The organism is Arthrospira sp. PCC 8006 (assembly GCF_046480465.1).
Taxonomy (GTDB): domain Bacteria; phylum Cyanobacteriota; class Cyanobacteriia; order Cyanobacteriales; family Microcoleaceae; genus Limnospira; species Limnospira platensis.
Genome location: NZ_PKGG01000136.1, coordinates 1 through 14,174, shown reverse-complemented (window position 1 = coordinate 14,174; position 14,174 = coordinate 1). Strand labels below are relative to the sequence as shown.

Below are 14,174 nucleotides of genomic sequence, written 5' to 3'. Positions count from 1 at the left end.
TGACCCTTCGAGTATAACGTAAAGGTGAGAGTAACGGCTATAGCCACCCCCAATTTTAAGRTTCACACCCTCMRGRYTGAAGCGGGGAACGGAAGGCGTNGAAGTAGAACCTACTACCAGATGCGACCACTGCCAACCATCCATGATTAGGGAAACCGAATGTCCGGCTTGAACCATCGTCATTATTGAGCAGCGAAACAGGTTGACACGCTGCGCTCAAAAGAGCAAGGGGAAAAGTAGGGGTTTCTCTTTACTACCTACACAGACCTTTAAAAGTACCCCGGTGGAAAGGACAAATCTAAAGATGGAATGCCCATATAAATGGAACGTTTTAAGTCCTCCTAGACTCTGATTATTTGGTCGAAATATCAGTAGGGATAAGTGTAACCGCAAGTCTTAGAGGATGTGAGATGTGACCAAAAGCCAACGCCCTGCTGTAATGGTAGGGATATGCTAACAGGTCACGGTTTGATTGTAAGGAATRAAGTCTAGTAGGTGTACAAATGGCGATAGCGAGTTTAAAGAGAGGATTTGGCAAACCCAGACCAATCAAGACTACGAACAACGCATGGAAGGCAATCCCATGGACTAAGGTTCAACGGAAAGTATTCAAGCTCCAAAAGAGTATATTCCAAGCAGCTAAATCGGGACAAGACGCAAAGGCACGAAGGTGGCAACGTCTATTGGTGAAGTCATATTATGCCCGACTCCTAGCAGTGCGACTGTAGGGGCGGGTTCCACGGTCAGCCATGCTTCCCAACAGTCAGCTTAATAAACCCGCCCCCCAGGCGGGTCAAGGCAAGAAGACAGCCGGAGTTGATGGAGTAAGAGTAATCTCTCCAAGACAAAGGTTTGAGCTTGTGGAGAACATTAAGGGAAATATCAAAGCAAAACCACTGCGACGGGTGTGGATACCAAAACCTGGCAGGGATGAAAAAAGCTGGAATAGGAATACCCACAATCCAAGATAGAGCAAGGCAAGCCTTGGTCAAGTCGGCTCTCGAACCTGAATGGGAATCGAGATTTGAAGGTACAAGCTACGGGTTCCGTCCCGGACGGTCAGCCCAGGATGCAATAGGCAGGATTTACGCTGCCATAAATCGAGGACAATATTATGTTCTCGATGCCGATATAGCAAAATGCTCTTACCGTGAACCATGATTACCTACTGTCCAAAATTCATTGTCCAAGTAGCCTAAAAAGAGACCTGAAACAATGGCTCAAAGCCGGCGTGCTAGATAACGGTGTATTAGAGGATACAGAAACAGGGACACCTCAAGGAGGGGTAATAAGTCCAATACTCGCCAACATCGCACTGTTGGGAATGGAAAGGCTAGTTAAAGAAATGTATCCTAACAAAGGAACAACCACTCAGATAAACCTTATAAGATACGCCGATGATTTCGTGGTAATCTCCAAAGACCTAGGAATCATTGAACAGTGCAAAACTGCTATCACCGAATGGTTAAAACCTGTAGGATTAGAGATTAAACCCGAAAAGACTCGAATTGGTCACACACTCAAACCTATTGAGTATAATGGCAAAACAGAAGAACCTGGGTTTGATTTCCTCGGATTCAATATCAGGCAATACCCAGTAGGAAAATATAAAACTGGAAAAACAGGGGGACGTAAGAGCCGATTAATCGGACATAAAACCCACATAAAACCCAGCCCAAAAGCAGTTGCCCACACATAAGCGATAAAAGGTGTAATTAAACAATCTAAAACTGCACCTCAATCAGCCCTGATTAAACATCTAAACCCGATGATTCGGTGATGGACAAATTATTATTCAGCGGTAGTCTCAACAGAGACCTTCAATAAGCTAGACAACATAGTTTGGCAAATGTTACGGGCATGGACAAAATCAAGATGCCAAAAGGCAAGTTACGAAAAGCTAGGAAACTATTTCAGACATGGAATGGTTAAACTTAGCAATGGGAAAGAAAGGCATGAATCTTGGTTATTCCAGACCAAAGATGGAATCCAATTATGGAAACATAAGTGGACTCCAATTGTCAGACACACCCTAATACGCCCGGAAGCAACACYWTAYGACGGAAATTGGACTTACTGGGCAAACAGGAAAGGACAAGCAATCGATACGCCAAATAGAGTTGCAAAACTACTCAAGAAACCAAAAGGTAGATGTACCTGGTGTGGGCAATTCTTTACCCCGTCAGACTTTATTGAAGTAGACCATATTGTACCTAGAAGCCAAGGCGGAAAGGATGAATACAAGAATCTTCAACTATTACATCGCCATTGTCACGATGATAAAACAGCTCTTGATGAAGAGATGATGCTGTACTCTTAACAAGGAGACGGTCAAACTAGGAGCCGTATGAGGTGAAAGTCTCATGTACGGTTCTGCTGCTGAATGGGAGGGGTAGACCGTGAGGTCTATCTCGACCCCTAATAGTTTGATAATTGAATCCTAATGGCAACTTATTTAGTTACGGGTGCTACCGGAGGAATTGGCTTAGAATTTTGTCGTCAATTATGCGATCGCCAAGAAACTGTGATTGCGGTCTGTCGCCATTCTAGCCCCGAATTAGAACAATTAGGGGTGCGAGTCGAGTCTGGGTGTGATATTACCTCCCCAGAAGCCGTCAGTAAGTTAGCCTCCAATTTAAAAGGTACCACTATTGATGTACTGATTAACAACGCAGGTATTTTAAAGCGTAACACCCTGGAAAACCTCGATTTTGATAGTATCCGCCAACAGTTTGAAGTCAACGCCTTGGGACCTTTGAGAGTCACTCAGGCTTTACTCCCTCACCTCCAGTCTGGGTCAAAAATTGCTATAATCACCAGTCGCATGGGTTCTATTGGTGATAATACCTCCGGGAGTTCCTATGGTTATCGAATGTCTAAAGTCGCGGTAAGTATGGCGGGAAAATCTCTCTCCCATGACTTAAAACCCCGGGGAATTTCTGTAGGTATTTTACACCCAGGCTTAGTCAGAACCCGCATGACTAACTTTACTGGAATTACTCCCACCGAGTCAGTACAGGGACTATTAGCCAGAATTGATCAACTCAACTTAGATAATACTGGCACATTTTGGCACGCTAATGGTGAGGTACTTCCCTGGTAATCTGTAGGGTTGTTTAATCAGGTAATATTAATGGCTAATCATACTTAATATTACTATCATCAATTTCCGATTCTTGATCAGCTAGGGGTAGCAGAATTTCTACGGTAGTTCCTTGGTTTCTTCCGGGACTGTTTAAATAAATGCTACCCCCCATCATTTCCACCAAATTTTTAGATATCATTAAACCGAGTCCCGTACTTCCTTGAGGATTAGTGTTAGACTCATTTTCTACTTGAAATGCCTCAAAAAGTCGGTGTTGATTTTTCGGCTCAATACCAATTCCAGTATCTTGAACAGTGATAACTGCCATAGTGATTGGGGAGTCGCTGGGATTAGATTTCACCTGTCGGAGTTCAGTAATAATCGTAATATTACCACGGTCTGTAAATTTAATAGCATTACCAATCACATTAATCAAAACTTGTTTTAATTTGTTGGGGTCGGCTTTAATTTTAATGCCTTGAAAAAAATCTTGTCGGTAAAGCTGTAGATTTTTCTTGCGAAAATTGCCGAACTGTAAATAAATAGCAGCGGTTAGAGATGCGTGCAAATCAATAGGCTTTAACTCAATTGAGACTTTCCCAGCTTCAATTTTTGCTAAATCCAAAACCTGATTAATGAGGTTAATTAAATGCAGAGAAGACTGATAGGCTTGTTGCAGCAGTTCGGTTTCTTCGTCACTGTTATCATATAACTCATCAAGTAACAGTTGCAGAGAACAGATAATGCCATTGAGGGGTGTTCGCAGTTCATGGGATGTTTGCCTCAGAAATTCATCTTTGCGGAGATTACTATTGTTAAGGCGGATATTTTCCAGTTCAATATTATTAAATTTTTCGGTTAAATTCTGCAAACTTTTTTCTAGCTGAGTTTGTTTTAAATGCCCCGAATCGCGCAAGTCTTGAATATGATTCTCTAAATCCTGTTTTTCTTGATGCCACTTGTGTTGTTTTTGGTAACTATGCCAAGCTATTCCAGCAGCTCCTAACACGGAAATCAAGCTAATCACAAAAGGCAGCATATTATGACTCGATAAAAAATAAACAGAGCCATATAATAAAGAAATAACTATCATCAGACCAAGAGTAGTAATTGTCAGACCAGACCTTGATAATATATTTTGTGTGAGCTTTTTCAGCATCAGTGCTACCCACCAACTCACCACCTGAGTGGTGCCCTTTAGTAAAAATTTACTGTGCTTCTATTCTAGGTGACAAATTCCCGGTTGTCGGTAAATTTAAAGATTGACTAAAATATAGCAAACGTTACTGATTAGGTAAAACCGTAACCATGAAAGCAGTTTGGCTGGAACATCAGCAACTCGAACTCCGCACCGACATACCCACGCCTACACCGAGTCCAGGAGAGGCATTAGTGCGAGTCCTGCGAGCCGGGATTTGCAACACTGACCTAGAATTACTTAGGGGATATTATCCCTACCAGGGCATTCCGGGCCATGAATTTGTCGGTGTGGTGGAACAAGGTCCCCCTAATCTTCTGGGGCGGCGGGTGGTGGGAGAAATTAACGCCGCCTGTGGTAAATGTAGATTTTGCCTGACTCAACAACCCACCCACTGCGAAAATCGCACTGTTCTAGGTATAGTTAACCGTAATGGTGCATTCGCTGATTATCTCACGCTTCCAGTACAAAATTTACATTTAGTTCCCCATAGTGTTTCTACGGACGCGGCGACTTTTACGGAACCTATTGCGGCGGCGTTGGAAATTCAGCAACAGCTATCTATTCACCCGGAATGGCGGGTTTTAGTGGTCGGAGATGGCAAACTAGGGCAATTAATCGCTCAAACTTTGGCTTTAACGGGTTGTGATTTGTTGGCTGTAGGTCGTCATCGACATAAGTTAGAATTATTAGAAAATAGGGGCATTAAAACGGGATTGGCTGATGCTGTAGTTGACAGAAGTTTTGATTTGGCGGTAGAATGTACTGGCAATCCTGAAGGATTTACGATCGCCCGTCGGAGTTTGCGATCGCGTGGTATTCTGGTTCTCAAAAGTACATATGCCGGGGATTTGACTATTGATATATCTTCTCTGGTGGTAGATGAGATTGCTTTGTTAGGTTCCCGCTGTGGTCCTTTCGTTCCGGCTTTGGAACTATTGGCAGAATTTCGGGTTGATGTGGAACCTTTGATTGAGGCTAAATATTCCTTAGATGAGGCGATCGCTGCCTTTAACCATGCTCAAAAGCCTGGCACTTTAAAGGTTCTGGTTGATGTGGCAGGCTCTTAATATTTTGACCAGATATTTTGGTTTATTTGGATTCGTAGTCGGGACAGTCGATCGCCCTTTCCGAGAGTGCTATGGTTGGCTGTACAGGACATTTAAGGCGGTAATCTCCCGTAAAAAAGCTACAGTTAGCACAGGGGATTTTGTGCATGATTTTAGCTCTTTTGATGGTCTGGGCGATCGCTGCTCCGACATTCCAAATTGTCAGGAACATCAACCCCCAAGCGACGACAAAGCATATAGGAACTAAAAAAGGTTGAATAGCCTGAATGAGAAACTGTAAAAACCTCAACACGGTCAATACCTTCTGCTATAACAATGGGTGAATAAATTAGGGTGAGTCTACCAGTGTTAGAGTCTCGCGCTTTGAGTAGTTGTTAGCTCAACTCAAATTAACCACTGGTACTCCCTTATAGGCGAAGCTGACTAAGCCTATGATGGGAGTTATATGGCTAGTTTATATATAGCATACAATGCCATTATACCATAGAGGGCAGTGATTGTCTAGGTTTCTAGGGATAATTTAAGCGATGGTGTAGTGTTCGCAGTTGACTTAGGCGTTCTTTGGTGAGCATATCTAAGGCTTTATGCCAATTATCTTGAGTGAGAGCAGGGGGAGATTCTGAAGCTAAGGTAATATTCCCCGGAACCGAAGGCACTAAGGCGCTATATTCAGGGGGGGAAGAGGGTTCTGTTGATTCTCGGCACTTTTTCCAGGCGAGGAATTGCACAAACTCCTCAAGTTCTTTAATTTCCGGTTCAGACATTTGTTGAATGGTGGCAATAGTTTCGGGCTGTAAGTGTGGAATATTCATGCTATCCAATAAAATCATCAAATTCTTGTCGTAAACGATAAATTACCGTCTCGCGATCGCACTGATTAATAATCTCTTGAATGACGGTATCAATACCATATTCTCCCCAAGTGCAACCCTGTTCTAAGTAAACCTGGGCGGCGCGACCGACAACATAAGTACCATAACCAGCGATCGCAGCTTGAGTAATAGCAGCCCCTGCATAGCCGGGAAAATTAGCCACTAACCCCGCGCCAGTTTTGCCGATTCCTAGGAGTAAACCACTGCCGACTTCACCCAATAAAATCGCGCCAGAACTGGCCAAAATTTGCCGCCATAATTTCCCCGCCTGATAACTGGTAATAGGCAACCCATACAACTTAGCCAAAGCGCGAATTAACAGCAAATCGGCAAAAAAGGCCCCCGCCACATCCAAAAAGGCGATGGGATTGATAGCGACGGCTATGGCTTTATATTGGGTAAACTTCCAGATTAAATCTTCGGCTTCAGCACGCTGTAAACGGACAGCCTGGCGGGCGATCGCCCGGTCGGCTTCCCGGGCTTGAACCAAAGCATTTAAAGCCAAAAGCGATCGCCCTTCCCGATAAACAATAGTAGCGATCGCCCGCTGTAACTCTTGAATTTGAGGAGGTGGCGACTCCCATTCCTGAGTAATGCGGCCATTAGGCCATTCTACCCGCACCTGTAGGGGGGTAGGTTCAGCAGCAACCCGGACAATTTCTATAGATGAGGGAACCATGGCCGAACCCCGAACCGCCAACTGCTGCAAATTCCGATAAATCGCCTCCTGTTCAGATTCTGGGTAAAGGTCAATCTTGTTAAATACGATAATCAAAGGTTTTTGGGTACGTTTTAACTCGGCGATCGCCTCATACTCAGTGCGGGTCAAATCCCCCGACACCACAAACAGAATCAAATCCGCCTGACGGCTAACCTCCCGCGCCATTTCACCTCGAATCTGGCCCGCGACTTCATCAAGTCCAGGGGTATCGATTAACTCCACATCAATAGGTTCTACTTCCCGTATTTCTTCAGGTCTCACCGTCCAACGCACAGATCGCGGCCATTGCGTGACCCCGTGAGTTGGTCCAGTTTTCAGAACTCGCTGACCTAACAAAGCATTCAAAACCGCCGACTTTCCACGACTAACCAAACCAAAAGCCGCGATCCGAATTAACCCCTGATCTAGCTTTTCCAAGTTAACAGCCAGAGTATCAAGTTGTTCCTGTACCGTAGCTTGTAGTTGGCTACCCCGTGAGTCCTGTTGGCGGCGCATTTGACCATAACGCTTTAAAGCCTGCTGTAAACTGCTGCGCGCACGTTGGAAATGGGCGGTAGATGGGTCAGGTCGAGACATCAGGCGAGAATCTCCTCTAGGGCTGGTTTCACCGTAGAATACTGATATTGAAAATTGTAGGATTGGGGGCGTAATGGTAACACCTGTTGGCCTTCTAATACTACAATAGCAGCATCTCCTAATAGCATTTCCAGAGCAAAACTAGGCACAGGTAGCCAGGAGGGACGATTCATAATTTGGCCCATTTGTTGGCATAGTTCGTTCATACGGACGGGGTTGGGGGCGGTAGCATTAAGAACCCCCTCAACTTGGGGATTTTCTAAGCTAAAGCGAATTAGATTGACTAAATCGCTAATATGAATCCAGGAAAACCACTGTTGACCGCTGCCTAGGGGTCCTCCGGCAAATAGTTTAAAGGGGGTGAGCATTTTGCCCAAAGCACCTCCCATACCTAGTACAATACCAAATCGTAGGATCACTAAACGGATATCACTGTTTTGGATAGGGGCGGCGGCGGCTTCCCACTGCTGACAGAGGTCAGCTAGGAAATCGTTTCCTGGGGGGCTGCTTTCGTCAAAGGTGGCTGTTTCGCTGGTTCCGTAGTAGCCTATGGCGGAGGTACTGACTAAAACTTGGGGTTTAGGGGTGGCTTTGGTGCAAGCCAAGACGAGTTTTTGGGTTTGGATAACTCGACTTTGGTATAGTTCCCGTTTGCGGGCTTCTGTCCAACGTTCATCGGCTATGGGGGCTCCGGCTAGGTTGACTACACCATCACAGCCAGCGATCGCATCTTCCCATGAACCTGCTTCTGTGGGAGTGTAGCGCACCATCTCTACTTGGGGGTAGTTGGTTATGGGAAACACCCGCCGCCCTCTGTCTGGGTTACGGGTAAGCACGACGATTTGATACCCTAGGGAGTGGAGTTGTTGGACGAGATGTGAACCTACAAATCCGGTGGCTCCTGTAATTGCTACTTTCATTATGAGGAAGTCAATTAATAATTAATAATTAATAATTTTTAACTGCCAAGTGTCAACTGTCAACTGTCAAGTGTCAACTTTGAACATTACCTTAAAAAAGTCTAAACTGATTATGGCTGCTGTGGCGATCGCTTTTACGGGGACGGTGGCTATACTGCTTCATCTGCGAGCCCTACGAGTACAGGTTTATAGCCCAGAAGACAGCGTGAGATTGGTTCCTGAAAATGCACTGATGGCGGTTTTTGTTACCCCTAATCCATCGGCACTCTACTATTTAAGACAATTTGGTAATCAGCAAAGTAGGTATCATATAAATCAGTTTTTGTCAAGTCTTAAACGACAGAGTTTAGCCGGAACTTCCCTAAATTTCGACCGAGATATTAAACCCTGGTTAGGGGGAATTTTAGTGAGTGTGTTACCATCAGAAACCTCGGAAGATGCTGATCTGCTCATGATATTAGCGATTCAAAATCAGAGGCGGGCTAATCAGTTTATTAACCGGCTCAATGCGGAAGTGGGTGGGTCAGGACAGCCGCCACAATACCGGGGTTTTACTATTTATGAATACGGAGAGGAGAGTGGTAAAATATACCATATAGCAAGAGTTGACGATCGCCTGTTAGTAGCAGCTAGTCCCGAACCGATCCAAAAGGCGATCGATACCCGTTTTGGAGAGCCAAACTTAGCCCAATTATGGAAAGGTATAAACGCAGCAGAAACCGCAAATAAAGCCACAACTGATCTTAGTTCTCCCTTGTCCAAATCCCCATTTCCCACCGAATCCTATAGGGTTCCTATGCCCTTAATCACCATTTTTATAGCAGACTATAACCAATTTTTAGAAAAATTATCCGAGTTTTCCGACTCCTCTTGGGAATCTTGGAGTCTGATATCTCAATTCGCCCCAATTCATTCTGCTATGGTCAGTTTAGGGGTAGAACCAACAGGATTTCGGATTAGGGGGATCGTGCAGCAAAGGCGATCGCCAACCCCCGTTAACTCCTCCCCCCAAGTAGGTCAAATTGTTTCCCGATTTCCCTCAGAAACTGTTGCTATGGTAAATAGTCAGGGAATTAATGCTATGTGGTCACAATTGGTTGACCAAAGCCAAATTGATCCCAGTATTCAAGGCGTGGTACAACAGATAAGGCATGGATTGGCAGCTATTGAACTTGATGCAGATGAGCAAGTATTTGGTTGGATGGATGGAGAATTCGCCCTGGCGGCGATCGCCTCGGAAAAAGGGATTCTCGCCCCCCTGGGATTAGGCGGCGCATTGGTCTTAGAAACCAGTAATCAGGCGATCGCCCAAAACACCCTAGACCAACTTGATCAGATTATCGCCCAAAGTAACCCCCCCGTTAACGTCGAACAGCGGACCATTGAAGGCATTAAAGTAACCGAATGGAATGACCCTCAACAAGGGACTTTGTTCGGACATGGATGGTTAACCCCTAATCTCCTATTTGTCGCCTTTGGTGGTCCTGTGGTTGAAGCTATGACCCAGGTTCCTAATCCATCCCTAACAGAAACAACCCGATTTCAGAAAATTACCGGCTCTTTACCAGAAGCTAATCATAGCTATGTTTACTTAGATATGGAAAACCTACTATCCTGGGCTACAAGCTACCTTCTAGCTGCGCCGGCTGTCGCCCTACCAAGGAGAACCATTAGTCTACTTAACTCAGTCCAAGGAATTGGTATCAGTGCCACCCAACCCACCGATGATCATATCACTATTGAGGTAGTTCTGAATCTCAAACCCAGAAGATACTGAGATAAAGATAGTTGAATTGATTTCCTCAACATGAGCTGAAAATTATGCGTATCCTAATTTATTCCTACAACTACTATCCTGAACCCATTGGTATTGCTCCCTTAATGACTGAACTGGCGGAAGGTTTAGTTAAACGGGGTCATCAAGTGCGGGTAGTTACCGGAATGCCTAATTATCCAGAACGTCGCGTTTATCCAGAATATCAGGGTAAATTCTATGTGACTGAACAGAGAAATGGCGTAGAAATTCAGCGCAGTTTTATTTGGATTAAAGGCCCAAAACCCGGCTTAAAAGCTCGGTTAATGTTAGATGTGAGTTTTATTACTACCAGTATTTGGCAAGCTTTTAAAGGTTGGAAACCCGATGTAATTTTTGCCACAATTCCCCCGTTACTTGTCTCTTTGCCTGTGGCTTTATATGCCACAATTAGACGCTGCCCAATCGTCTTAAATCTTCAGGATATTGTCTCGGAAGCAGCTATGCGGGTTAAGTTGGTTGAAGGGGATAGCTTCGTGTTGAAGACTGCCCGCAAAGTTGAAGAATTGAGTTATAAAAATGTGAGTCGAGTTAGTGTCATCGCTGAAGGTTTTAGGGATAATTTATTACAGCAAGGTGTCCCCGACGATAAAATTGCTTATATTCCCAATTGGGTGGATACTAAGTTTATTCATCCTTTACCTAAAGAAAACAACCCATTTAGGGAAGCCCACGGATTAACAGATAAATTCGTGGTTCTTTATTCTGGGAATATTGCCCTAACTCAAGGCATGGATACTGTCATTAAAGCTGCCGCTAAACTTCAGCATATTAGTGACATTGCTTTTGTGATTGTAGGGGAGGCTAAGGCTTTGGCAAATCTCCAAGAGTTATGTAAGGTTCATCAGGCAGATAATGTGTTATTACGACCCTTTGAACCCCGGGAAAAATTGCCGGAAATGTTGGCGGCGGCTGATGTGGGTTTGGTGGTGCAAAAACGAGATGTCACGGCGTTTAATCTACCTTCAAAAATTCCCGTGATTTTGGCTAGTGGTAGGGCGATCGTGGCATCGGTTCCAGATACCGGGACGGCTAAGGTGGCTGTAGTCAAAAGTGGCGCCGGGGTGGTGGTTCCCCCGGAAGATCCCCAGGCTATGGCTGATGCGGTCTTGAAATTATATGGCGATCGCCACTTAGTCGAGGCCTTGGGTAAACAGGGCCGTAAGTTCGCCGAGGCAGAATTTAGCTTTGATTTAGCTTTGAGTAAATATGAAGCCCTATTTACCGAGGTCAGCAACTCTCGTTAACAGTTCACACCCGATACCTGCACACAGGATCTTCATCCGAGTTGTTAGAATGATCACATCCGTACAACCTTTCACTAATGGGGGAATTTTATCGCTTAATGTTTAATAATAGCCATAGTCAATACGCACCGGATGGGTCTACGACCCTCAAGGGTCGGGTTGAGGACCCCACCCTAGCCACAGCGATCGCGGCGGCGATCGCTGCCGACGATCGCAAAGCCGACAACATTAAACTTCTGAAAGTTACCGAAGTTTCCTACTTAGCAGACTACTTTCTCATTGTCACCGGCTTCTCAAATACTCAGGTTAGGGCCATTCATCAAGCCATTATCCAGAAAGTAGAAGAGGAAAACCAGCGACAACCGCTGCGAATTGATGGTCAAAGCGAAGGTTCTTGGATAGTGGTAGACTATGGTGATGTCATGATCCATATTTTGCTACCAGAGGAACGAGAGTTCTATAATTTAGAAGCCTTCTGGGGTCATGCTGAAAAAATTAGCTGGTCTGCACTGACTTAAACCCTAAGCCCTAAAAATACTTATGAGAAAGGTTTCTGTTTCAGTCTGCCCCGTCCCCCCAGAACAACTTCCCATCAATGAATATCAGGAACTCCAAGAATCTTGGTTTTTTAGTTGGGTAACATTACCATGGCCGAAATATCTGGGCAAGTTAGCAACTGTGTGGCTATGGTCCAGTGTAATTTTTGCCCCCGTCGCGGCTGCTAGTTTTGCCCCCCAACGGAGTCCTGTCCATTTTATTTTGAGTGCGGGCGCAGGTTCCACTCTGTTTCTGGCCTTGGTTTTGCTGCGGTTGTATTTGGGATGGTGGTATATCCGATCGCGTTTAATTAGTCCAACGGTTTTTTATGAGGAGTCGGGATGGTATGACGGTCAAACTTGGGTAAAAACTCCTGAATTTATCACCCAAGACCGGTTAATTATTACCCATCAGGTGCAACCCATCCTATACCGACTTCAACAAACCTGCTATGGTTTAGGGTTGGTTGTGGCTATGGGAGGGATGATTTGGATCGGCATTTAAAATTATTATTGATTCGGAAAATATGACAAGGGGAAAACGTACACACACAGCGGAATTGGAAGTTAAATTGTTGCGCGAGGGGATTACAGAAGCCGTCCATCGCATTCAAGCCGCCGTTTGTGATAACCGGGGTAAACTTCTGTTTCAGGCTGGTAGTCCAGACACTTCTACTTTTGTGCGGTCGGCTTTGAAGCCCTTTCAGGCTTTGGCAATTACTACCACTGGCACTTTAGAACGTTATGATTTGACTGATCGTGATTTGGCGATCGTTTGTAGTTCCCATCACGGACAGATTGAACAGGCTAGACAAGCCTTTAATATTCTGTGGCGCTGTGATATTGACCCTTCTCATCTACAATGCCCTATTCCTAAAGGTAAACGTAGCCCCCTTGAACATGGTTGTTCTGGGAAACACGCCGGAATGCTGGCCGTCTGTCGTCAACGTCACTGGCCTTTGGAGACCTATCTACAGCGTAAACACCCCGTCCAACAATTGATTATCTCCAAGCTGGGAGAACTTTTGGGTATTCCCGGAGATGAGTTTGTCGGCGCTAGGGATGATTGCGGAGCCCCAACTTATCAGATGGAATTGTCTCAGATCGCGACTTTATATGCTCAGTTGGCTTCCGGTGATAATTTGGACATGGAACGCATTGTCCGATCTATGACCCATCACCCGGAGTTTGTCGCCTGTGAGGGACATTTTGATACGGAATTGATGCGATTAACACAAGGGGAACTCATCAGTAAGTCTGGGGCTGAGGGAGTCCAGTGCGTGGGTCGGGTCGGTGAAGGTATGGGATTGGCGATTAAGGTTATGGATGGGGCGAATCGTGCTAAATATGCGATCGCTATTCATCTACTCACTCAGATGGGTTGGATTACTCCTACAATGGCTGAAAACCTTGCTGATAAGTTCATGATCCTTAATAATTTTAAGCGCTTAGAGGTTAGCGGAGAATTAATTATGATTTAGGGGTTGCAATTTCTCGGCTGTTGGTTTATACTGTATTCATACAGCGCGGGGTAGAGCAGTCTGGTAGCTCGTCGGGCTCATAACCCGAAGGTCAGTGGTTCAAATCCGCTCCCCGCTATTAAACCGAAAACGTTGATATATCTACTGTGGCGGGAGTTGCCTATAATGGTTATCCTACCTAATTACTCAGATATTACTCATAAGCTAGTCCTAACACAGGAAAATAATTCTCTCAATAGGATGATTACTCAGTCAACAAGCACAACTTAATCAATCTGTCAAATACCCATATCACCCCCATAACCGGACGCTGATAGGGTGGTTCCCTTGTGATACCCGTCAAGGGCAAGCCTATCGGTTCGTTCGTCACCATTGACTGCTATCACGGCGGTCACTTCCCCAATAGTGCTTGTTCCGGTTATGGGGGGAGGGTATGTTTCAAAGCCAACACGATAGCCGTAGGTAGCCGTAGGAGGGAACCCGCTAGGGAATCAACGTACAAAGATATCAGACCGCCTTTCAGTATCAGATTATGAAAGTATGGTGGCGATCGCCTATCCGGTTATCTATGGGTCTGATTCATAATCTCCGGTGAGGGTAAACTATGGGCTATCATCTACCGGCTCCAACCCGATACCCCCAAACAACTTTTCAA

15 protein-coding genes, 1 tRNA gene and 2 pseudogenes are annotated in these 14,174 nt (G+C 45.1%); 12 read left to right on the top strand and 6 right to left on the bottom strand.

The window, feature by feature from the left end; genetic code table 11:
* Nucleotides 1-183, bottom strand: a pseudogene (locus B9T16_RS18070) (hypothetical protein); the annotation flags it as partial.
* A gap of 320 nt (nucleotides 184-503) precedes the next feature.
* Between B9T16_RS18070 and B9T16_RS18065 the strand changes: the two are divergent.
* The 5 genes and pseudogenes from B9T16_RS18065 (at nucleotide 504) to B9T16_RS18045 (ending at nucleotide 3,103) form a co-directional block, all read left to right on the top strand.
* A complete protein-coding gene (locus tag B9T16_RS18065; RefSeq protein ID WP_014275532.1) occupies nucleotides 504-728 on the top strand; it encodes a reverse transcriptase N-terminal domain-containing protein in 225 nt (74 codons plus the stop codon).
* A 21-nt stretch (nucleotides 729-749) separates the two neighbouring features.
* Nucleotides 750-971, top strand: a complete 222-nt coding sequence (locus B9T16_RS18060; protein ID WP_014275811.1) for a hypothetical protein — start codon at nucleotides 750-752, stop codon at nucleotides 969-971.
* Complete coding sequence (locus B9T16_RS18055; RefSeq protein ID WP_082824567.1) at nucleotides 931-1,161, top strand: reverse transcriptase domain-containing protein; 231 nt, start codon at nucleotides 931-933, stop codon at nucleotides 1,159-1,161. Before B9T16_RS18060 ends, B9T16_RS18055 begins: the two co-directional genes overlap by 41 nt.
* Nucleotides 1,151-2,320 (top strand): annotated as a pseudogene (locus B9T16_RS18050) (group II intron reverse transcriptase). The gene B9T16_RS18055 and the pseudogene B9T16_RS18050 overlap by 11 nt, the downstream one beginning before the upstream one ends.
* A 123-nt stretch (nucleotides 2,321-2,443) precedes the next feature.
* Nucleotides 2,444-3,103: an SDR family oxidoreductase gene (locus B9T16_RS18045; RefSeq protein ID WP_006617707.1), complete on the top strand. Its 660-nt coding sequence runs from the start codon at nucleotides 2,444-2,446 to the stop codon at nucleotides 3,101-3,103.
* A 34-nt stretch (nucleotides 3,104-3,137) separates the two neighbouring features.
* Here B9T16_RS18045 and B9T16_RS18040 read toward each other — a convergent pair whose 3' ends face one another.
* Entirely contained in the window at nucleotides 3,138-4,178 is a 1,041-nt protein-coding gene (locus tag B9T16_RS18040) for a sensor histidine kinase (protein WP_035735904.1), read from the bottom strand.
* A 215-nt stretch (nucleotides 4,179-4,393) separates the two neighbouring features.
* Between B9T16_RS18040 and B9T16_RS18035 the strand changes: the two genes are divergently transcribed.
* Nucleotides 4,394-5,353, top strand: coding sequence for an MDR/zinc-dependent alcohol dehydrogenase-like family protein (locus tag B9T16_RS18035; RefSeq protein ID WP_006617705.1), 960 nt, complete (start codon nucleotides 4,394-4,396; stop codon nucleotides 5,351-5,353).
* Nucleotides 5,354-5,375: 22 nt separating this feature from the next.
* Here B9T16_RS18035 and B9T16_RS18030 read toward each other — a convergent pair whose 3' ends face one another.
* From B9T16_RS18030 to B9T16_RS18015, 4 genes are all read right to left on the bottom strand, one after another.
* Nucleotides 5,376-5,645, bottom strand: a complete 270-nt coding sequence (locus tag B9T16_RS18030) for a hypothetical protein (protein ID WP_014275522.1) — start codon at nucleotides 5,643-5,645, stop codon at nucleotides 5,376-5,378.
* 217 nt (nucleotides 5,646-5,862) lie between these two features.
* A complete protein-coding gene (locus B9T16_RS18025; RefSeq protein ID WP_231852179.1) occupies nucleotides 5,863-6,165 on the bottom strand; it encodes a hypothetical protein in 303 nt (100 codons plus the stop codon).
* Nucleotide 6,166: 1 nt separating this feature from the next.
* Nucleotides 6,167-7,522 (bottom strand): GTP-binding protein, encoded by a 1,356-nt coding sequence (locus B9T16_RS18020; protein WP_006617703.1) that lies wholly within the window; start codon nucleotides 7,520-7,522, stop codon nucleotides 6,167-6,169.
* Complete coding sequence (locus tag B9T16_RS18015) at nucleotides 7,522-8,442, bottom strand: TIGR01777 family oxidoreductase (RefSeq protein WP_006617702.1); 921 nt, start codon at nucleotides 8,440-8,442, stop codon at nucleotides 7,522-7,524. Before B9T16_RS18015 ends, B9T16_RS18020 begins: the two co-directional genes overlap by 1 nt.
* Before the next feature lie 70 nt (nucleotides 8,443-8,512).
* Here B9T16_RS18015 and B9T16_RS18010 point away from each other — a divergent pair, with 70 nt between their 5' ends.
* The 6 genes from B9T16_RS18010 to B9T16_RS17985 all read left to right on the top strand — a co-directional run bounded on the left by B9T16_RS18010 (nucleotide 8,513) and on the right by B9T16_RS17985 (nucleotide 13,637).
* The gene (locus tag B9T16_RS18010; protein WP_410245398.1) at nucleotides 8,513-10,219 is read left to right on the top strand and encodes a DUF3352 domain-containing protein; all 1,707 of its coding nucleotides are present in this window, start codon (nucleotides 8,513-8,515) and stop codon (nucleotides 10,217-10,219) included.
* A gap of 44 nt (nucleotides 10,220-10,263) precedes the next feature.
* A complete protein-coding gene (locus tag B9T16_RS18005; protein WP_006617700.1) occupies nucleotides 10,264-11,502 on the top strand; it encodes a glycosyltransferase family 4 protein in 1,239 nt (412 codons plus the stop codon).
* Nucleotides 11,503-11,579: 77 nt separating this feature from the next.
* Nucleotides 11,580-12,020 (top strand): ribosome silencing factor, encoded by a 441-nt coding sequence (gene rsfS, locus B9T16_RS18000; RefSeq protein ID WP_006617699.1) that lies wholly within the window; start codon nucleotides 11,580-11,582, stop codon nucleotides 12,018-12,020.
* A gap of 22 nt (nucleotides 12,021-12,042) precedes the next feature.
* Entirely contained in the window at nucleotides 12,043-12,543 is a 501-nt protein-coding gene (locus tag B9T16_RS17995; RefSeq protein WP_006617698.1) for a CGLD27 family protein, read from the top strand.
* Nucleotides 12,544-12,565: 22 nt separating this feature from the next.
* Nucleotides 12,566-13,519 carry an asparaginase gene (locus tag B9T16_RS17990; protein ID WP_006617697.1) on the top strand — a complete coding sequence of 318 codons (954 nt, stop codon included), beginning with the start codon at nucleotides 12,566-12,568 and terminating at the stop codon, nucleotides 13,517-13,519.
* 44 nt (nucleotides 13,520-13,563) lie between these two features.
* Nucleotides 13,564-13,637, top strand: a tRNA-Met gene (locus B9T16_RS17985).
* The last annotated feature ends 537 nt before the right edge of the window (nucleotides 13,638-14,174 follow it).

Bases quoted from the DNA above. Each gene is read 5' to 3' on its own strand.
- B9T16_RS18065 (WP_014275532.1), top strand. From the start codon at position 504: ATGGCGATAGCGAGTTTAAAGAGAGGATTTGGCAAACCCAGACCAATC.
- B9T16_RS18060 (WP_014275811.1), top strand. From the start codon at position 750: ATGCTTCCCAACAGTCAGCTTAATAAACCCGCCCCCCAGGCGGGTCAA.
- B9T16_RS18055 (WP_082824567.1), top strand. From the start codon at position 931: ATGAAAAAAGCTGGAATAGGAATACCCACAATCCAAGATAGAGCAAGG.
- B9T16_RS18045 (WP_006617707.1), top strand. From the start codon at position 2,444: ATGGCAACTTATTTAGTTACGGGTGCTACCGGAGGAATTGGCTTAGAA.
- B9T16_RS18040 (WP_035735904.1), bottom strand. From the start codon at position 4,178: ATGATAGTTATTTCTTTATTATATGGCTCTGTTTATTTTTTATCGAGT.
- B9T16_RS18035 (WP_006617705.1), top strand. From the start codon at position 4,394: ATGAAAGCAGTTTGGCTGGAACATCAGCAACTCGAACTCCGCACCGAC.
- B9T16_RS18025 (WP_231852179.1), bottom strand. From the start codon at position 6,165: ATGAATATTCCACACTTACAGCCCGAAACTATTGCCACCATTCAACAA.
- B9T16_RS18020 (WP_006617703.1), bottom strand. From the start codon at position 7,522: ATGTCTCGACCTGACCCATCTACCGCCCATTTCCAACGTGCGCGCAGC.
- B9T16_RS18015 (WP_006617702.1), bottom strand. From the start codon at position 8,442: ATGAAAGTAGCAATTACAGGAGCCACCGGATTTGTAGGTTCACATCTC.
- B9T16_RS18005 (WP_006617700.1), top strand. From the start codon at position 10,264: ATGCGTATCCTAATTTATTCCTACAACTACTATCCTGAACCCATTGGT.
- rsfS (WP_006617699.1), top strand. From the start codon at position 11,580: ATGGGGGAATTTTATCGCTTAATGTTTAATAATAGCCATAGTCAATAC.
- B9T16_RS17995 (WP_006617698.1), top strand. From the start codon at position 12,043: ATGAGAAAGGTTTCTGTTTCAGTCTGCCCCGTCCCCCCAGAACAACTT.
- B9T16_RS17990 (WP_006617697.1), top strand. From the start codon at position 12,566: ATGACAAGGGGAAAACGTACACACACAGCGGAATTGGAAGTTAAATTG.